We start from the raw sequence: 21,239 nt of genomic DNA on the forward strand, positions 1-21,239 counted from the left end.
GAACAAGCTAAAATCCCTATAAAACATGTAGTATCTAATTGTATTTCAGAATTTTACTAAATCAAATGGTAAAATAAATTAAAATGAAAAACAATTCCAAAACAATACTAGTCACAGCAATCACATATTTATACATTTTCCTATTTATTTATGCTGCAGTTAGTAAAATATTAGATTTTGAAGCATTCAAAATTCAATTAGGGCAATCTCCATTATTAAGTGCTTACGCAAGTACAATCGCTGTTTTAATTCCTACTATTGAAATTGTGGTGGCGCTTATAATGCTACTTCCAAGAATTCGATACATCGGGTTACTTCTTGCTTTCGGATTAATGGTGATGTTTTCTTCCTACATCATTATAATATTAAATTACAGCGATTTCATCCCTTGCTCTTGTGGTGGGATTCTCTCGGAAATGAACTGGGAGCAACATCTATTTTTTAATTTTATTTTCGTTGCCATGGGCGGTCTAGGATTTATTCTAGATACAACTGAACAATATACTGCAAGAAAGCAGGTATCATATTTGGTTGTTACAGGTATTCTTACCACAATACTTGTAATTATACTTTATAAATGTTCTGAAAATGAAATGCATCGCAATAATGCCTTCATTAGAAGATATCCACACCATCCTATTACAGCGCTGAAAGGATTTCCATTACCATACAACTCATACTACATTGCAGGTTTTCACAATGGCAAAGTGATTTTAGGTAACGCTACCGCCCCATTACACATTGTGGAGTTCGATACCGCAACCCAGAAAACAAGTATCAAAAGAATTGAAATTACAACTTCAAAAAAACACCCTTTTGCCGCCATTCAGATAAAAATTAATTCACCATTTTTTTATATGGTTGATGGAACTATACCAATTATCTACAAAGGAAATATTGAGAACTGGACAACAACAGAAGAAATCAAACCAAATCGACACTTCTCACTATTTGAACCAATCACTGAAGATCTATTTTTAATAAGACAACACAAAACGAACTCAAATGAATACGATCTAAATATCTTAAACAAAGACTTACACTATCAGAGTATCGGAGATAAAAATGTTCTCCAAAAGAACTTAGACGGAATTTTCGATGCAGACGGAATGCTACTTTACAACATCAAGTTAAAAAAAGTGATTTATACATATTACTATCGAAACGAATTTATTACAACTGATAAAAACCTCAACACTATTGAAATCAACAATACTATTGACACCTTAAGGCAAGCACCTCTGGAATTTGCTTACATGAAAAAAAGCCAGCAAAAAAAACTTGCTAAGCAACCTACAACGGTTAATATATATGCTGCCACGGAAAGCAAATATCTATTTATAAAATCAAATAGACTCGGCAAATATGAATCCGAAAACATAGCAAAACAAGCCTCTATTATTGATGTTTATAATATTGACAACAGTACTTATGAATTTAGCTTTTACCTGTATCATTACAAAAACGAAGAGATAAAAACATTTAAAATATATAATAATTTACTAGTAGGTTTAACTAGCAATCACTTGATAATTGGTAAACTAAAACCTACCTATTTCAAACTAAATTACTAAAGATATACGTGGCCAGTATCAGGGGAAGTTCGAAAACCTGTTAAAAGAGTAGAACACAACCATAAATTTATTAAATATGAAAACTAAGTTTTTAAAAATCGGAATGTCATTAGCTGTTTTTGCTTTGGCTATTATGGGAGCTTACGCGTCTCAGAACACGGATAATTTAGTATTAGCACCACAAACAGGATGGATTGACACACCAAGTCCTTGTGAAATTCCCGTATCCTGTAGTACGGAATTTGGGCCTTTGTGTACAATGGTATACCAAGGAGAAGTGAAGCAAGCATTTGGAAAAGATAACCTAAATGATGCTACATGTGCGAAAGAATTGTACAGAATTCACTAACTTTAAAAAAGGTGTCGCTAAACGCGACACCTTTACTAATTAATTCAACATAACTACTCTAACCAAGGCTCTGGAGCTCCTTGTTTCAAATAGTAATCCAACCATTGCTTAACTTTCATTGTTAAGTCAATTTTATTTTCAAGCTTTGAAAGTACATGCCCTTCATTTGGATAAACGAGCAAGGTACTTTTCTTACCTAATTTCCATAATGCTGTATGCAGTTTCATGCTGTTTTTCCAGTCCAACTGTAAATCATTTGTACCGGTCCAAATCAGTACAGGTGACGATATAGCACTAACGTTTTCCAAAGGTAAATTACTTCTAAATTTTTCACTGTAAAACGGTGCTTTAATACGCATTTGATCATACTCATAACGCCACATATTCGAAACACCATGACCATCTAGAGTTAGATAATTATCAACTAAATCTACAACTGCAGAACCCACCACTGCCGTTTTAAATAATTTAGTCTTTCCCATTATATAAGCCGTTTCATAACCTCCAAAAGAATGCCCCATTAATCCTATCGACTTCTCATCTATAGGATAATCTTTTAAAGCAGCTTCAACTGAAGCCGTTACACAATCTAAAGCGTCCTCCCCTGGCCTATCAATGGTAAAGGTGATATCTGGATACAAAACGAAATAACCATCAGTAACAAAGTTAGCTAGCGAAAAACCCCAATAACTTGCTAAACTCGGAGTACTATAATCAAATACCTCCTTAGATTTTCGCTCATAAATAACAACTAACAAAGGATATTTTTTTGTGCTATCATAATGCTCTGGATAAAATAAAGCACCTTTCAACTTAGTCCCATTTGTATTCGCATAAGTAACCAACTTCGATTTTCCCCACTGAAATAATGCTTGATGTTTATTAGACTGATAAATCTCGTACACTTTTCCTTCGAGATTAACGTGCAATAATCGAGGAGATAAATTAAAACGTTGTTCAGAAAACAAAAAACTTTTCCTATCAGATGACCTATTTACTAAATCGCACTTGCCATCGCTATCTAGCAAAACTTTTAATACACCAATTGGATGCAATAACGAAAAACCTTGCGCATAAGTATCTTCATGCTCAGTTTTTAGCAACAATACGCTTTTTAAATCATGACTACCCGATAAAAAACCATAAGAATAATAATTTGGAGATTTTGGCTCAGTAGTTTCGCAGATTCTATAAATTATTTTTTGCTTACTTCCATCTGTTAATCTCTTTTTTCTAGCGCCATCTGGGGTAACACTCCAAATATCATATTGATCATAAAATATAAATTCAGAATCATTTGCAGACCAACTTGGCTTGGACACTGGAGGAGCCAACCCACCTCGATCATAATCTAATTTATGTAAATTCGCAATGCCTTTCGACACACAACGATGCTTATCTAAATTTACATCATAAATCCACCAGGTGTTGGCATTGAAATAGGCAATATATTTGCCTGTAGTAGACACCACAACCCCATTATTTAATAAAGCTTGTCGGTCAGAAAGTCTCTTCTTTTCTCCCGTAGCTAAGGTCTTAACATACATAGCAATAAACTCATTACTACACTTATAAACTGCAGCTAGCTCTTCCGGATTATAAACTAAAGCGTGCTTTGAATCTTTAGTGACTATAGAACGTGTATGCAACTCGTCTTCTACCGGATAAATAACATTCCTATCAATATTCCATAAATGCCAAAGCAACAGTTCGCTATTTTTTTCTTTCAATCCCCTCGGAGGTATCGTTAAATCGCTTGATTTCCAAACTTGTACAGCTCCATTCGCACTACTATTTAAAGCAGAAGTTTCTAATACTTTCTTTTTCAAAGTAAAGAAAACCAAATTTCCAGTGGCTGGTAAATACAAGTTATCTTGCGTAAATTCAGAATTTTCAGGGAAAATTGAACACGTAGAATCCAAAGTTTTAACCGAAATTTTACCCTCAAAACCTGTACTCCAATATAAAACTAAAGAGGGATCTAAATCGGTTTTGGTCGCTTTAAAGAAAGTAAGTTTGTTTCCACCATCATCCCACTTTAAATTTTTAAACTCACAAAGTGTACATCTGACCACCTCTTGCTCTATAGGTGCGTTACCAAATGTTATGACTTTTACAAGCTGCATAGCGCTCTCATTAACTAGCAGAGCAATTCGCTTGCGGTCTAAACTCAACTGGTAAGAAACAATACCTTCTATAAAAAAAGATTTCTTCGTATTTAAGTTCAATACTTCTAAATTCTTAAAATTGTCCTTTTTTAAAAAAATCAAGATAGAAGATCCATCGGTAGAATACTGATAATCGGAAACTCTTGCTTTAACAAAACTAACAGCATTTTTCTCCAAATTAAATAACTTTAAACTATCATTTTGAAAACAACTAAACCACTTACTATTAGGAGAAAAGCTTGAATTTCTACCTTTTGGAAAAGCAAAAGAACTACGGTTTTTTGACGAATGTAAAAAAAGAGTATCGGCTTTTTCATTTTTAACACCATAGCAAACCCACTTACCATCAGCACTCATTTGAGCTTGATTCAAAGTAGACCACAATCCGTAGTCTGCAGGTGTTAATTTCTTTATCCCTTGTGCAGCGGAATCACACCAACTCAAAAACAAAAGCACATATAATAAAATCCTCATAATTATTCTCTTAAAATTTACCGACCTCCTCCCACCACTTATAAAAACGAATTCCATTTAGTAACCCGGATTCTGTGGTAATAAATTAGAATTCAGTAACAATTCTGACGACGGCAACGGCAAAAGAATATCAGTAGCGTCCCAACCAGGTTTCACACCACTTAAAACGGAATTCACCATTCCTGTTCGTTTTAAATCAAACCAGCGGTGACCTAACTCCGTGAAAAATTCTTTTCGACGTTCATCCTGTATCGCCTCAAGTAAAGCTGTTTTCGTGTTCGCTAGCGTGTTAGAAAGGCCCGCTCGGTTTCGAATCACATTCAAATCGTCTTGCGCGCTGGTCAGATTATCCAATTGCGCATTGGCTTCCGCTCGAATCAAATAAAGCTCCTCTAAGCGAAATAGAATAGAATTTTCGACAGAAGGACCCGTCGCAACGCGCTCTTTATATTTGTTAGGATAATACCAACTCTGAGCGCCACTAGTAACAGTTCCAATCCAATTAGTTCTTCTTAAATCACCAACTTCAAATGACGAAACTAATCCGTCAGTAAGCGCATAAGTAGGTGGTGGACCTGTAACAAATATAAAAGTCTGTGCTTCAAAAGTGTTGAAGGTGTTCGTCTGAGGCATCAACTGCCATAAGGTGCCCGTACTAGTTTTTAGGAAAACAGAAGTAACAGTGCTTGGCAAATTATATAAAGAAGTGGTGCCAATTACCTCATCGGCATAAAAAGCGGCTTCTGACCACTGACCACTATATAATTTCACGCGAGATAAAAAAGCATGCGCCGTACTCTTATTTGGTTTCGCTCGTCCCGCCACAGCATATGTGGCAGGCAGTGAACTGATGGCTTGTTGCAAATCTGTAGTCAGTTTGGAATAAACATCTGAAACTGCTAATTTAGAAATGGTGGTATTAACCTTGTAATCAGTAGAAACAACATACGGTATTTCACCATACAAATTCACTAGATAAAAATGCAAATAAGCCCTAATAAAGTAGGCTTCTCCAAGCAATCTAGATTTGTTAGTGGCAGATAGAGAGCCGGAATTCAAAACACCTTCAATTACTGCGTTGGACGCGTAAATCAAATTGTAAGTAGATTTCCAAATAGAACCTACAGTCGAATTGGTAGCCAATAAATTATTTTGATTAAAATGCAGAGCAGGTAAATTCCCAGAACTATAATAATCAAGTTCATCCGCATAATTACCCATCAAACAACTTAGTCCATTAGAGGTTCCAGTAACTAAAACATCATGCCGCAATTGAGCGTAAATATGGGCTAATGCAGCATCAGCTGTAGCAACATCTTCAAAGACCGCCTCACCTGTCAGCTGGTTAGAAGGTAAATCGACTGAAACAAAATCATCACAACTATATAATAAGCATAAGGCAGAAACTACTAGCAAGCAATAAGCAAATACAAACGTCATTTCATATTTAATATTTTTCATAAGATTCTTTTTAGAGTTAAAATTTTAATTGCATTCCTATGGATAAAACTCGTAAAGTAGGCAATTGCCCGCGGGATTGATTCTCAGGATCGGCTCCATCAAATTTTGTAAAAGTGAGTAGATTCTGACCTTGAAAATAAAGCTTACAATGTAAATCCTTAATAAAAGTAGTAGGCAACGTATAGGATAGGGATAGATTTTTAAGTCGGATGTAAGAAGCATCACTATAAATTGCATCACTTCGAACAAATTGATTATAGTAAGCATTCACAGCAGTAGTATTATACCCTGCTGTAAATAGCTGTGTAGAAGACACATCGCCCGGTTGATGCCAATTATTAAATACCGAAGTCGGAACATTATTTGCAGTGCCAGGCAAAGCATTTAATACATTACTATTAAGCCCTAACTGTTTTACAAACTGAAATAAAAAATCCAATTGCCATTTCTTGTATGTCAAACTATTGTGCAAGCCACCAAAATAATCGGGTGTAGTATAGATAATCTTCTTTCGGTCCTCCACATCCGTTAATAAGCCATCGCCATTAAAGTCAGTAAACTCATATATTCCGGTGGCGGAGTTCACTCCTGCAAATTCATAGGCTTTATAAATTCCTAAAGGCTGACCTATAATATACTGGTTAGCATAAACAGAACCCGCTAAGTCAGGAAATGCCACTAATTTATTTTTTGATAAACTCAGGTTCAAAGAAGTAGTCCAGTTGAAATCTTTTTTAGAAAAGTTTACAGTACGCAATTCAAACTCAAAACCACTATTCTCAACAGTGGCTTCAAGGTTGGCCTGCACAGAATCAAAACCGGTGGTACCCGGCAGCGGAACACCCACGAGTTGATTCGAAGTAAGATTCTTAAAATAAGCCGCAGTTAAGAAAATTCGATCATTGAAATAACCTGTCTCTAGTGCTAGTTCAAATTTCTTATTCACTTCCCAACTAAAGTCAGGATTAAACAAACGGCTTGGTGCTAAACCAATAATACCATTATAAACAGTTCCACTAGCTGCATAGGTATTTAGAAATTGATAATCACCTATTTGATCGCTTCCGGTTGTGCCATAACTAGAACGCAACTTCCCAAAACTCATAAAAGGCAAAGCATCACTTATAGCAGTTTCCTTACTAAAGAGCCAACCTACACCCACAGCGCCAAAAGCAGCAAAGCGATTATTGGGACCAAAACGGCTGGAACCATCCTTTCGGCCAGTCAAATTAACGAAATACTTCTCATACAAACTATAATTAACACGACCAAACAAAGCCATATACCGGTACATCAATTCTGAATCGCTTCTAACCTGAGTAGTAGAAGCTGCTGCCAAATTACCTAATAAAGCATTACTTGAAAAACCACTAGCATAAACGATAAATTGTGCAGCCGTGCGCTCCTGAAACGTACTCCCCAGTAAAATATTAAATTTCCCGCGGCCTACTTTCTTATTCCAAGACAGTTGAGGTTCCACACTCCACGAACTTTGAGAAGACTGGTTAAAAGTTACTGATGAAGCGGAACTTGTTAAGCCAAATGCAGGATTAAAAATCGTAGAAGGTTTAGTATTGGACTCTGTTAAACGCGAATCCCCGTAACCAAACGTAGTTTTAAACTCCAAAGAAGCGGGTAAAATGTAAGACAACAGCCCACCAACAGACAAACCTTTGGTACTGTTTAGATAAGATCCTCTTAACAAGCGCAATGGATTTTCCCAAGTAGAATTGGCCCAGTTTAAATTGCCATCGGCATTATATAAAGCTGGAGCATTGGGCGCTAAAGAACTAGACAATCGGGTCAAATCAGTCCCGAGCATATCATTTTTATCGATAACATAATTACCTGATAAGTTTAAGGTGAATTTTTCATTGTCTGATTGATGACTTACGTTAAAATGAATAGAATTTTTGCCGTAACTAAAAGAACCAGGAAATACTGTGGTCTCATTAAAGTGAGTACCTTGCAACATAAACTGGGTATTGCCACTACCACCAGATACGCCCACCGATATATTTTGAGTAATTGCCGTCCCTCCTATTAATTCTTTTTGCCAATCAGTATAACGATTTCTATCCCAGTGACCATTAAGATCATGGGCAGAAGCCGGATAACTACTAGTGCCATCATTAACAAAAGCTTCTTCTCGCATAGAAATGTACTGTGTCGTGTTTAATAAATTCAGACGGCGACTAACAGTACCAGCTCCGGTATAACTATTTACAGTAATCTGCGTTTTTCCTTTCTTTCCTTTTTTAGTGGTAATTAAAACCACACCATTAGCACCACGCGAACCATAAATTGCAGTAGCGTCAGCGTCTTTTAAAACAGCAATACTTTCTATATCAGCTGGATTAATACCATTTAATGGGTTTAATACGCCACCCATTATAGGCCCCGAAATAGAAATACTGCCTAAACTCTCTGTAGAAAAAGGCATCCCATCAATTAGATACAAAGGCTGGTTTCCCTCAGGTCTAATGCTATTTACACCTCTTATCTGAATACTAAAACCACCGCCGGGCACACCAGTGGCCTGCGTAATATTTACGCCAGACATTCGGCCCTGAAGGGTTGCTAATACACTAGTAACCGGTTGTTGCTCTATCTCGGTTGCCTTTATAGAAGCGATGCTTCCGGTCCGCTCTTTATCTTTTACAGTATAGTAACCTGCATTCACAATTACTTCCTTTAATGTAGTAGCGTCTTCTTGCAATTGCACGTCAATTACACGCTGGTCGCCTACAAGGACCGCAGCTTGCTTGTAACCCACATAGGAAAACAGCAACAGATCACCGGTCTTGGCTTTGATGGTGTACTTACCGTCAAAATCAGTTAAGGCAACAGTAGGTTTTCCCTTGACTTGCACGGTTGCACCCACTAAAACACCTACAGCATCGCTTACCGTTCCAGTAACGGTTGTGGGTTGTGCATAAACGCCTGAGATACAACACAGGAGAAAAATAGCATAGAGTTTGGGCAGTAGTTGTGCAACCAAACCCTCTAAAAATGAATTTTTATTCATACTTTTGATTAGTTAAATGAAACATTAGTTTTGTTTTTGCCGGTCCTCTATGCATCCGCCAAGATATTTTAGAGGGCCTTTTTTTTGTCAGTACAATTAAGAACTTTTTGATCTAATTGTAACGACAGGTAATTTGTATACGTAAATTTTTATTCCACCATAGGCTTTTTGTTAAAAGATTAAACAACAGAAAGTGCACCGCTCATTCAGTAAAAAACCAAACAAACGGTGGCTTTCCTACTAACTCAACTAATTCAAAATCAAATTGCGAAACTTAAAAGAAGGAAACAGTGCTAAGAATAAAAAGGAGAGTTGTGGGCATAAAAAAAGCGTGGAACTCAGCTTAGACGTTTTCAAGGTACTGGTATACCCCACACACGAATAAGTGAGCCCACGCCAATAGACGTGAGCATCTTCTTATCTTCTCGCGTGTTTAAAATTACCAGTTTTTGAAAACGAGATTCAAAGCGAATGCTTCAATTTTATGTTTGAAGAATCGCAAAAATACTACTATTTGCAGCATTATGAAGACAAATATAAAAAAAATACCGACATATATGTCGTTGTGATAATCTTTTTTTCTGTGTCAATTTGAATTTAGATGAAACAGATAAAAAACATACCATTACTAAATGCGATGAGGAAGGTATTAAAAGATCTTCGGACTGAAGCAAACTTGACTCAGGACTCTGTAATTACAGACATTTTTGATTCAAAAAACATAACTCTTAATCTAGCGAGAATAGAAACAGGAGAAGGTAACATATCACCTAGTACATTATTTCTTCTTTGTCAATATTATAATATATCTATCTCAAAATTTTATAAAAGAGTTGAGGATTTAGATAGTAAATTAATGATAAATAAAAAATAGAGCGATATAATTTACACTAATATTTTCTATATATTTTGAACAAAACAGAACAATATATAATTTAGAAAATTAAGACATTCAGAAAAGAGAATTGCATTACACAATTAGAACTTTTTACAAAAATTAGAAATGACTGCCAATTTTATTTCCGATGTAGCAGAAAATTCGAAATGGGCTAAATATAATATCGATCACCTTGATAAAATAGCAGAAGTATTTAAGTGTTCTCCGAAACATTTCTGGCTGGGCAGATATTATAAATAGTACCCAATTATTGAAGCAAAAATTATAATCTTTTTTTAAACAATAAATAAAATCTACTTTTATTTATTATTTAATTTTAAAAGCGTTAAATATTCATGAAACAATTTTTACTAAACTAATTGTCAGATGAAAACAAAAAAAAGATCATTTATATATAAAGTAGAGCGAACGGTCAAATATTATTTTTCAGCTTTAGTTTGCCTTGTGTATTCACCTGATAAATTTTTCATATTAAAACGCTCTGAAGTTCTTTTTGGAATTATATTTTTAATCGTAACAATTACAATGCTCGCTCTTTCAAGTTAAATATTACTTTCTCAATTGTTCGAAATCTCTATACTTCCACTATAGTTTTAGTTTTTCCATTAATATTGTTTCAATTTTAAAATAAATCAAGACAATCTTCTTTGATTTATACGTAGCTACCGATTGATATATAATAGTGTTGATTATTCCGGTAATAGTCTTAGAAGTTTATCTAAGAGGTAAACTATATGAGCATAAAAATGGATAGTATTGAAAGGATGATTGGAAGAAGAAAAATAAGTAGTAAAATAAAAATCCGATAACTATAAAAAAATAATTTATATTCGTAAAGAATTTATATTTAAAAAAATAACACGAATATCGTTTTTTTGAATATATTTTTATAAACAATTAAAAAACAAGTATTTACGAATTTATAAATTTTAGAGGTTCGTGTATATATGAGTTAGCAACAAGCTTTGAAAAACCGATAATGAAGAAACTATTATTTACTTTTTTTATATCTATAATTTGCAGTAATGTTTTTGCTGTTAACTATCCAATTACACCAAGACCATTAAGAAAACTAGTCTCTGAAAGCGAAATTATTGTTATTGGAAATGTAATTAGTGTTGTAGATAAAAAACACGAAGGAAAAAAGAAAAAGAATATTTATTATCGTCAATATAAAATTGCTAAAATAAAAATACTTGAAGTGCTTCAAGGAAAAATAACAAACGACACAATTGAAGTGCTTTTCGAACCGAATATGTCTTGTCCTGCTCCAGCAAGGTATTATGAAAACTCTTCTGTTGTATCATTCCTCGACTATAAAAATGGAGAATATTCAACTCACGCTTTAAACTATGGTTCAAAGACTCTTGAATCAATTGGAATTGAAACCTATAAAAAACGAATTATTGAAATTCAAGATATTTTTAAAATCAATGATTCAATTTTAAAAAGAAAGGAAACAATTGAATGGCTAGTAAAATGCAGTGAAAATGAATCAACACGTTGGGAAGGAGTTTATGAATTAGTAAATCATAAAGAATTTTCTAATGACAAAGAAAATGGTTACTCAACAGAATTGAACAATAATCAAAAAGCAAGATTAAAAAAAGCATATTTAGAATCTTTAGATAATGAATACTTTGATTTTGATTTATCTGATTTATTGTATTCTGAAAATAAAGATGAAATTGATTCCATACTAATAGATAAACTAAAAAAACTACCAAAAGAAAATTATTATTTTGCTTCTGAATTTATAACCAGGATTAGTAATAGTAAAAAATCTTTAGAGTTAGAAAAACTATTGGAAAAATATTATGAAATTCAATATGAAAATAACAAAACTTCTGAAAGAGATAAAATTGTTTTAGAATTCATTCTTTTAGTAAGCGAATAAGCCTGTTGCTAACAATGGTTTTATAAAATGGCTTGGGCTTGGTTTTTCCTTCGGAAAAACCTCTATGAATCATAATTTTGTCTATATTTGTGTTGGTCTGTGAATAATCAAAGCCACTTTATAAAGCCACTAAACGTTGTAGATAAGTTTACCTCCGAAACCAAAAAAAAACTTTTAATCTATGAAACATTTAACTGATTCAGTAAAAAAGTCCTTAGAAACATCGAATTGGTATTCTGCAATTGCGATTAGTTTAGCCATTCCAGACATTTGCGTAAAAATCACTGATGGTACGAAAACTACTGGCAAAAAATATGCAAAATGGTTTGATAATTACGTTGGAGAGAATTATAAGACAAATTACAGTTCTAATCAGTTAGAAATGACTAAAAAATATGCTAGTATTGAGGAATATGAAAGGTTACTTAAAGGAACAAGATTAAGTGGAAATGATTGTTATGCTTTAAGGTGTGCTTTTTTACACGAAGGAAGTGGTGAAATTAATTCGCAAAGTGCAAGAGAAATTTTGGATGAAATAAAATTTTTAGAACCAAACTACCAAATGAATGTTCACGGGAGTATAATAAATAATAAACTTGTTTTACATACAGATGAATTCTGTTTGCATATTCTTCAAGGAGTAGAAAACTGGCAAAAAGAACTTACTGAAGAACAAAAAGAAAGGTTATATACTTTTCTTAAAGTAAAAAATGTTTTTGGCTTTATAAATGAAAAAATTGAATAAATAAAAAACCTACCTACAACAGCGGTAACCGTTGCACAACATCATTTTAAATCAAATTTCCTGATAAAAATAATAAAACCAACCTCTTTTAAAGACATTTAAGCGAGGTTGGTTTTTACGTTTTGCATTAATTGTGAACTGCTTAAAAAGGCTGTTTTTAGGTCATAAAAATGCGTTTTGAGTAAGCTGTGTGCTTTCTGCAGTGCTAGTTGCATTTGTTGCACATGTAGTGTGGGTTTTTTAACGTAAAATCGTGAATATTTCTTTAAGTTATAAGTCAAGGACGCCATCAAGACATTTTTGTTGGCGTTTTTGATTCCTCTAAATTACTGTCCTTTCAAAAATCTAAAAACCAGCATTAAAAACCCAACTAATGAGTGGTATAAATTGATATAGTTTATTAATAATGTACCAAGTCTACTAAATTAACAATACACCATAGTCCAAATTTAATTTTAAAATAATGCATTATATCGATTAAAGAAAGACTTACGTCGAAAAGTCTGATTTTCATTAGTTTACAACTATTTTAATATCGATATTCGGAATATTATTAATTATTAAACCAAGATAAAATGGCAAAAGTACGTGCTTTTAACAGCAAAAAACAAACTGTACACCACAACAATAGTAGCTGTACAGAAGGGAACAACATTGAAAAGATTAATTTACAATTAGGTACTGGAGGTAAACCTCTATGTAAACACTGTTCAAATCTCTAATAAAATAGCCACTTAAATTGAATGGCTATTTTATTAGATTTGGGTATATTTAGCCTACAACTTCAGAAAAAAGGAACAAGAGAAAATAACATACAAGTCAACATATTAAAAAATATGCAAACCCAGAAATATCTCGTTCTCATATGCTTTTTAAAACTGATTAATTACTAAAAATTAAAAGACATAGCATCATATCATTTTTTATGCTTTATAGTCAAATCTAAAAACCCAAAAATGGATAGTACTTGAAGGATGATTGGAAGCAGAATAAGTAATAAATGAAAGTTTCGGTAACTATAAAAATTTCAATTATAGACGTAAAGAATTTAGATTTTAAAAAATAACACGAACTTCGCTTTACCGAATACATTTTAATAATTAATTAGAAAGCAACTGTTTACGAATTTTTAATTTTAGAGGTTCGTGTATATATGAGTTAGCAACAATTATAAGAAAAACCGTATAAATAAGTAATTTAGTATAACAAATGATAAACTATATTTGTAATAAGTGGAAAGCTATAAAGAGAGCAAAAAATATACTAAAAAATAAAAACAAAATTCCACCATATCTTAAAAAAAATAGTTTTGAAGAAGAACTAAATTATAAACTATGGTCAACAAAAGGAGCTAGATTTTCAGCGAGTCACAGAAATCATACTTTGAACAAATTATCTTCTAAATCAATTGGATATTTATCAGCATATTTAATAATTATTGGAATTGTTAATTTGTATGATATTAATTTACTCGGCATAAAAATACTTAACAATCAAGTTGGATTTATTTCTACTGCATTTTCTGTTCTTATTCTTCTGTTTAGTCAACTTGAAAGTTCTGAAAACTTTTCTTTAAAATCAGAAAGATATCATAATTGTTCTCTAGATATTGCTGAACTATATACAAGAGCAAGATTTATAAAAAACTTCACAATAAATCCTATAACTAAACAAAGTGAATTACTGCAAATAAGTATTGATTACGACGCAATCCTTAAAAAATATGAAAATCATTTACCAATAGATTATTTACAATTTCAACTAACTAAACCTGAATATTTTGGATTGAATTTTATTAAAATAAAATGGATTTGGTTAAAATATTACATAAAGGTTTATGCTATTTATCACATCTTAATATTTGGACCATTACTTACCTTATTTTATATAGCATATCTAAAATAATAACTGTTGCTAACAGTGGTTCCTATGTAAAGCACCTTAAAGTAATTAACAACTTTTGAGAGGATTATATGTTAGTTTTTCTCGAGTGATTTTAATCGCAACAAGGCTTGCTGGTAAAGTTGGCAACTAACTTTTGTCCGCCAAAGGCAAGGACAGAAAAGTTAGGCTAACTTTATCAATGATGCCACGATAATTCTTCTCAGTTCTTCGAAGTATACCGACTTCGATTATAGTATTAGTTTTCCCAATATCATTGTTTCAATTTTGAATTAAATCAAGACAACCTTCCTTGATTTAAAAGCAACTATGGAGTGGTATAAAATAGTATTGATTATTCCGGTAATAATCTTGGGAGCTTATCTAAGAGGTAAACTTTATGAGCACAAAAATGGATATTATTGGAAGGATGATTGGAAGAAGAAAAATAAGTAGTAAAATAAAAATCCGATAACTATAAAAAAATAATTTATATTCGTAAAGAATTTATATTAAAAAAAATAACACGGATATCGCTTTTTTAAATATATTTTCATAAACAATTAAAAAACAAGTATTTACAAATTTTTAAATTTTAGAGGTTCGTGCATATATGAGTTGTGCGTCATTCTAAAACTTACCGCAGAAAAACAAATACAGTAACAAATAAATTATGGCAGACTTTAAAGGCGAAAAGCTAGTTAAAACGTTAGCGACAAAAAAGGTTTATGATTATATTGACACTGAAAAAGGAATTAATCAAATTTCGCGAGAAATATTTTTAAATAAAGACCAAATAGTTCACTATCCAAGAGGTTTTGATGGTGGTGAAAAATATAAAACAATTAAAAGGTTCACTTATAATGGGTTCAAAGGAAAGCTTCCAGTCGGAGTTTTCAAATCAGAAAATTATGGTTGGGGATTTACAAAACCATTATATCCATTTACTGATTATATTGACGATAATTACGATTTCGATGAAGTGGTAATTGAAAAAGGTGGAAAAGTCCAAATGGACTTAAAAAGCAAAAAATTATATTTAAATGAAACCAGTTTAGATGTATTACAAAACTCGTTTAAAAGCATATTTAAAAAAAACAGAGCGGAAGTTGATTTTGTGTTACAAATAAATCTTCATAAAATTTTTCCATCATCAATTGCACCACCTACAAAAACATACATATCTGATGCTTTAGCAAATTCATTAGCTTCTTGGGGAAACAGTATAGATGAGTTTTCAGACGCTGATAAAAATGCCATTAAAGATTTATTTGATAAACTCTCAATTGGAACAGATTTCCTAACAAGTGAAGCATTAGCTAAAACAAAAGAATTAGTTGATACAAAATATATTCAAGCGACTTTAAAAAAGTTTAAGGAATTGATGGCATTAAGAACTGATGGTGAAAGTTTAGAAAAACAGTGGCAAGTGTTTTTAAAAGACAATAGTTGGATTTTCTCATCAATATTTGCACAACCAGTTATTTTATTTCAAAGAGAAGCATATGTCGGAGGAAAAACAATTGATAACCATAACGGCAAATTCAATGACTTTTTAATAAAAAATAGTTTAAGTGACAACGTTTCTTTTTTAGAACTAAAAACCCATAAAACCAAATTATTAGAGAAAACGGCATATCGTGGTGACGATGTCTTCAGTACTACAAAGGACTTAACAGGTTGCATTGTTCAGGTTTTAAATCAACGTGACAATTTTCAAAAAGAATTTTATGCAACAAAAGGCAAAAGCAAAGGGAAAGGGAATTTTGAGACTTTTAATTCTAAATGCGTGGTACTCATAGGTTCGACAAAAGATTTAGACGAAAATCAAAAATATTCTTTTGAACTTTTTCGAAGCAACAGTAGAGATGTTGAGATAATCACTTTTGACGAACTTCAAACAAAAATAGAAAGTTTGCAAAAAGTAATGACAACTAAATAAACTGAAAAGAACGAACGCACAACATCAATTTGGCAAAATGGCGTGTTTTGTACTAAATTCAAGTTCCGTTTTTCAATTGAACTTTAGTGCAAAATTGAAGTTTTATGCTTCGATTTCCGCCACTTCGCCAAGCTGAAAACCGTTGTGCGTCAGCATAAAACGAAAGTGCTGAAAACAAAAAAATAGAATAATTTATGAAATATTACAATAAGGTACTTTTGACAATTATAGCTTTACTATTTATCCAAAATTTAGAAGCTCAAAAGATTTTAAAAGAAGAAGACCGTAAAATGATTGTTGAACTAATTTATGGTATAAATAGCGACATTTTAAAATTTGAAGATTCTAAATTTAAAACATCTATTTATAATCCAGAAGATTTTTTTTCAAAACCATTTTCTCTAGAAGAAGCAGATTCTTGTTACAAATTAATGAATGAAACTGCAAAAATTGAAATTCAAAAAGACCGAATATATTTTATTGCTAACATACTCAATTCTTTAAATAATGAAAAATTACGCAGTTCATTAATTGAAATTAACAAGTCAGAAAATAAACTTTTTTACGGTAAAGACTCATTAGTAATAAAAAACTTACAAGGAGGAGGAAATAGAAGCGGAAACGATATTTACCAAATTACTCGTAATTATCCTTTAAATAACGAACAATCGGATTACAAAAAAATTCACGGTTCTCTAATTATGAAAATTGATTTTTTAATTGGCTACAACACTATTAATTTGACAAAAAACGAAATCGGAAAAAATTTAACTATTGGTAAAGATGTAATTGAAATAATTAATATAATTGACAATTCAATCGTATTGAAAGGTAGTACTGATAATGTTAATTTAATAAATTTTGTATCAAAAAATAAAGTTTCAAAACCTTTAACTATGAATGATAAAGGGTATGATATGGAAAAATCATTTTCATTTTTTTCAGTAGGCATGTATAAATCCATTTATGAAAATATAGCTGTTAAAAAAATAAATTTTGAAGACTTTGACAAACTGATGACAATGGACAAATTGAACGAAGTCCAAAAAGAAGAGCAATATAAAATAATAAAAAACGTAGCTAAAATTGGTGAAAATTTTATATTATATAAACCTATTTATAAAACTTATTATTTAACGGTGAATTACAATAAAATCGAAAAATAATGCCGAACGCACAACAGCGGTTCCTATGTAAAGCACCTTAAAGTTATTAACAACTTTTGAGAGGATTATATATTAGTTTTTCTCGAGTGATATTAATCGCAACAAGGCTTGAATGATATGGTTCATGGGAAAGAAAAGGATATGCAAAATACTGGTTTTTTAAAACTTACAAGAAAATTTGATATAGGCATTGAATATTATGAATCAGATAGTAATTTCGAAAATTGGGAAAAAATCGAGCTTGGATTATCACCCGGTGATAATATAATTAAAAAACCTTGTTAAACTTAAACACTATGAAAAATATTTTTTACACATTATTTATAGGATTATTTTTTAGTTTTTCTAATGCACAGACAATTGTTGATATGGCTGGAAAAAGACAAAATGAACATTATGAAAACGGTACTTATTACATCAAAGATATTAACAATTATATGCTTCCTTATTTGGGAACATGGAAGTATGTTGATGGAAATAAAGAGTTTAGAATTACTTTAACAAAAGTTACTAAACACCATGTAGTGTACACTGATTACAATATAAATCATTACATTGATGGTTTGCGGATTCAATATCAAAAATATGAAAATGGTCAATTGATATATAATTCTATTGTTAGGCAAAACCCGACAGGAATCATCAAAGAATTTAGGAAACTCAATATGTCTTTTACAGATTACGAGAGAAATAATGAAATCTTTCCTGTTGATTTACTTTTAATCCCTTTAAATAATATGGGTACGCCTCAATATAAATTAAAGTTCAAGCTGGATAAGTTTGAACGAAGAAATACCTACTACGAACAACACCCTAATGAACCTTACTTTAGTGTGCCTGATAATATTGAGATGATAAAAATGAATTAATACAGCCTACAACCGCGGTTTGTAAATATTGTTTTATTTGGTTGAATCACCGTAATCAATTACATTTACGATAAACAAATTAAGAATTGTTTTCATAAGAAAACAACATTCACAAGCCACAAAACGTTATAGTCAACCTTAAAAAAATCAACGTACATATGAGAAACTTTACACTTTATGGACTTAAAAAAGGTTCCAAAATTAATCTTATATATGATGCCAAAAGGAAAGAGGTTACAACAGCAAATGGATGTGATTTAAATACAGATATCATAGAGATTTCAGAAGAAATTTCATTTTCAATTCCTACTTATATATCAATAAATGGAATTCCATTTTTTCCAACAAAATATGAATTTATAAATAGTGGAGAAGTTATTTATTCATCGATAAATCCTCCTAAAGAGAATATATTTCTTGATGATGACAATTTTTTAAATCTAAGAGCTAAAACGAAACTAAATACAATTGCACCTAATGATCTTAACTTATATGACATTAATGGAAGAAAGAGATATCCTCAACAAAATCAAATTATGAAAGAAAGTGCGAGAGAACACGCCCAAAAATTGATTGATATAGGAATACTTAAAATTCCGGAAGAAATAGCATCGAAAATTCAATGGCATTGGTGCCATATGATTTCATTTAGAATGTTACCAACTGAAAAAGCCCAGAAAAAAAATAATTTATTTTGTGGAACTTCAGCATGTAATGGTCATATGACAAATATTGAAGCAGCGGTTAAGAAATTCATCAAAGAATTTAAAAGACCTTTAGGATTAGAAGTTACTGTAACAACATATAAAGACAGTCTTGTGGCAAAAAGAATAAGATATAGAGTTTATGATAAAAAAGATTCAAAGATTAGTCATTCAGAATATTTTGATGCTTTGACAGATATAAAAACTGATGTGCTTGATTTCTTCACAGTTTATGATAGATTAGTGGAAAACTTTAAATGTTGATAGAAAGCCTGCCTATAACAGCGGTGACCGTTGCACAACATCATTTTAAATCAAATTTCCTGATAAAATCAATAAAACCAACCAAATTTAAAGACATTTAAGCGAGGTTGGTTTTTGCGTTTTGTGTCGTTTTAATAAAAAGTGAATTACGCTTTTCAATGGTTTTTAGTAGAAAACTGAAGTCGAGGGAATCCCCTACTCATCTATAAAAATTATCCTGTAGCACAAAATCGATTAGGTTAACAGAAACGAATAATTGGGGAGCGAAATTCTTTTTTCCTCGCCTGATTAAAAATACAAAAAACATCGTTTTTATCCAAATATTTTTAGGTATATTTGATAGTTGTGCAACGGTCACAGCCGTTTTGCGAGATTGGAGTTTTGATGGAATTAGCGCTTTTATCATATCTTCGTCTCGGCAGAAAAAACTTTGCTATAAAGCCATTAAACGCGCAAAGCCACAAGAGTTGGCATAAAGGTTTTAAAATTGCCCGCTTAAAAATAGATAATAAAACACAATATGACATTATTACTAGTATATCTTTTCATTGCTCTTTTCGTCTCCTTTATGTGTTCAATAGCGGAAGCCGTTTTACTATCCATACCTATTTCATTTTTAAAATCAAAATCTGAAATGGGCGACAAAAATGCAAACACAATGATGTCGCTTAAAGAGGACATCGATAAACCGCTATCAGCCATCCTATCTTTAAATACCGTGGCGCATACTGTTGGAGCGGCTGGAGTCGGTGCCCAGGCTACGGTTGTGTTTGGAGCGGCTTATTTTGGCATTGTTTCAGCCGTTTTAACAATTTTAATTTTAGTGGTAACCGAAATAATACCTAAAACTTTAGGAGCGAACTATAATAGGGAATTAATAGGCATTACCTCAAAAATCATCAAAGGAATGATTTTTATAATTTACCCTTTGGTTTGGTTATCTTCTATACTAACAAAAATGCTTTCAAGAGAAAAATCTCAATTAACAACCAGCAGAGAAGAGATTTCGGCACTGGCAAGTATAGGAACACAAGAAGGTGTTTTTGCCGATAAAGAAAATAAAATCATTCAGAACTTAATAAAGCTAAAAAGTTTAAGGATTAAAACTGTGATGACACCTAGGATAGTAGTTGTTACGGCAAATGAAGATATGACATTGCAAGAATTTTTAAAAAATAAAGAATTTTTACATTTTTCAAGAATCCCAATATACCACGACAATAGAGACAATATTACGGGCTATGTTTTCAGAGAATTAGTGTTTGAAAAATTAGCAGAAGACCAGTTTGATTTAAAACTAAAAGACATTAAACGTGATATCGTAGTATTTTCAAAAAACATAACGTTATTTGATGCGTGGGAAGAATTACTTCAAAAGAAAGAACATATTTCATTGGTTATTGATGAATACGGTGGTATGGACGGTATAACAACACTTGAAGATATTATAGAAACCCTACTGGGTTTTGAAATTGTAGATGAGAAGGACAAGACAGAAGATATGCAACAATATGCTTTGAAAAGGTGGCAAGAAAAGCAAAAGAAATATAAACTTTTAAAAAATGAATAATAGCAAATCCACTAATCGAGTAGAATGCCCCGATAGAAACTATTAGGTAGAGCCTCTCACACCAACGTTTGTACAGGTCACGTAGTCGGTGGTTCGAAAAAAGAGATGGATTTAATGTCTTTAAAAAAAAATTAGGAAATGAAAATAGAAAATGAACTCATTAAAACGCTTAATGATAAATAAAAGCACCGCGCTATAGTTGCAATATTCGTTCTATAGAATTGAAAATAACAACTGGAAATTTGAAGT

General features: G+C 31.9%; 14 protein-coding genes. 11 read left to right on the plus strand and 3 right to left on the minus strand.

Annotated elements, in window-relative coordinates:
- Positions 1–83: 83 nt before the first annotated feature.
- Both ACFSX9_RS04195 and ACFSX9_RS04200 read left to right on the plus strand, forming a co-directional pair.
- Positions 84–1,574 carry a MauE/DoxX family redox-associated membrane protein gene (locus tag ACFSX9_RS04195; protein ID WP_379804798.1) on the plus strand — a complete coding sequence of 497 codons (1,491 nt, stop codon included), beginning with the start codon at positions 84–86 and terminating at the stop codon, positions 1,572–1,574.
- A 76-nt stretch (positions 1,575–1,650) separates the two neighbouring features.
- Positions 1,651–1,923, plus strand: coding sequence for a hypothetical protein (locus ACFSX9_RS04200; RefSeq protein ID WP_379804800.1), 273 nt, complete (start codon positions 1,651–1,653; stop codon positions 1,921–1,923).
- A gap of 53 nt (positions 1,924–1,976) precedes the next feature.
- Here ACFSX9_RS04200 and ACFSX9_RS04205 read toward each other — a convergent pair whose 3' ends face one another.
- Genes ACFSX9_RS04205 through ACFSX9_RS04215 form a run of 3 tightly spaced genes read right to left on the minus strand, consistent with a single transcriptional unit; the run spans position 1,977 to position 9,054 of the window.
- Positions 1,977–4,565, minus strand: a complete 2,589-nt coding sequence (locus tag ACFSX9_RS04205; RefSeq protein WP_379804803.1) for a S9 family peptidase — start codon at positions 4,563–4,565, stop codon at positions 1,977–1,979.
- 57 nt (positions 4,566–4,622) lie between these two features.
- Complete coding sequence (locus ACFSX9_RS04210; protein ID WP_379804806.1) at positions 4,623–6,026, minus strand: RagB/SusD family nutrient uptake outer membrane protein; 1,404 nt, start codon at positions 6,024–6,026, stop codon at positions 4,623–4,625.
- A 16-nt stretch (positions 6,027–6,042) separates the two neighbouring features.
- Positions 6,043–9,054 carry a SusC/RagA family TonB-linked outer membrane protein gene (locus tag ACFSX9_RS04215; protein WP_379804809.1) on the minus strand — a complete coding sequence of 1,004 codons (3,012 nt, stop codon included), beginning with the start codon at positions 9,052–9,054 and terminating at the stop codon, positions 6,043–6,045.
- Positions 9,055–9,691: 637 nt separating this feature from the next.
- Here ACFSX9_RS04215 and ACFSX9_RS04220 point away from each other — a divergent pair.
- The 9 genes from ACFSX9_RS04220 to ACFSX9_RS04260 all read left to right on the plus strand — a co-directional run bounded on the left by ACFSX9_RS04220 (position 9,692) and on the right by ACFSX9_RS04260 (position 20,990).
- Positions 9,692–9,928, plus strand: coding sequence for a helix-turn-helix domain-containing protein (locus ACFSX9_RS04220; RefSeq protein ID WP_379805390.1), 237 nt, complete (start codon positions 9,692–9,694; stop codon positions 9,926–9,928).
- Between the two features lie 1,003 nt (positions 9,929–10,931).
- Positions 10,932–11,849 (plus strand): hypothetical protein, encoded by a 918-nt coding sequence (locus ACFSX9_RS04225; protein ID WP_379804812.1) that lies wholly within the window; start codon positions 10,932–10,934, stop codon positions 11,847–11,849.
- 181 nt (positions 11,850–12,030) lie between these two features.
- Positions 12,031–12,594 carry a hypothetical protein gene (locus tag ACFSX9_RS04230; RefSeq protein WP_379804814.1) on the plus strand — a complete coding sequence of 188 codons (564 nt, stop codon included), beginning with the start codon at positions 12,031–12,033 and terminating at the stop codon, positions 12,592–12,594.
- Positions 12,595–13,803: 1,209 nt separating this feature from the next.
- Complete coding sequence (locus ACFSX9_RS04235; RefSeq protein ID WP_379804816.1) at positions 13,804–14,499, plus strand: SLATT domain-containing protein; 696 nt, start codon at positions 13,804–13,806, stop codon at positions 14,497–14,499.
- A gap of 649 nt (positions 14,500–15,148) precedes the next feature.
- Entirely contained in the window at positions 15,149–16,417 is a 1,269-nt protein-coding gene (locus ACFSX9_RS04240) for a Shedu immune nuclease family protein (protein ID WP_379804818.1), read from the plus strand.
- Positions 16,418–16,611: 194 nt separating this feature from the next.
- Complete coding sequence (locus ACFSX9_RS04245; RefSeq protein ID WP_379804820.1) at positions 16,612–17,583, plus strand: hypothetical protein; 972 nt, start codon at positions 16,612–16,614, stop codon at positions 17,581–17,583.
- A 296-nt stretch (positions 17,584–17,879) separates the two neighbouring features.
- Positions 17,880–18,452: a DUF6705 family protein gene (locus ACFSX9_RS04250; RefSeq protein ID WP_379804822.1), complete on the plus strand. Its 573-nt coding sequence runs from the start codon at positions 17,880–17,882 to the stop codon at positions 18,450–18,452.
- 158 nt (positions 18,453–18,610) lie between these two features.
- The gene (locus tag ACFSX9_RS04255) at positions 18,611–19,420 is read left to right on the plus strand and encodes a hypothetical protein (RefSeq protein WP_379804824.1); all 810 of its coding nucleotides are present in this window, start codon (positions 18,611–18,613) and stop codon (positions 19,418–19,420) included.
- Positions 19,421–19,940: 520 nt separating this feature from the next.
- Entirely contained in the window at positions 19,941–20,990 is a 1,050-nt protein-coding gene (locus ACFSX9_RS04260) for a CNNM domain-containing protein (protein ID WP_379804826.1), read from the plus strand.
- Positions 20,991–21,239 lie beyond the last annotated feature (249 nt).

Source organism: Flavobacterium ardleyense (assembly GCF_042686085.1).
Lineage (GTDB): Bacteria > Bacteroidota > Bacteroidia > Flavobacteriales > Flavobacteriaceae > Flavobacterium > Flavobacterium ardleyense.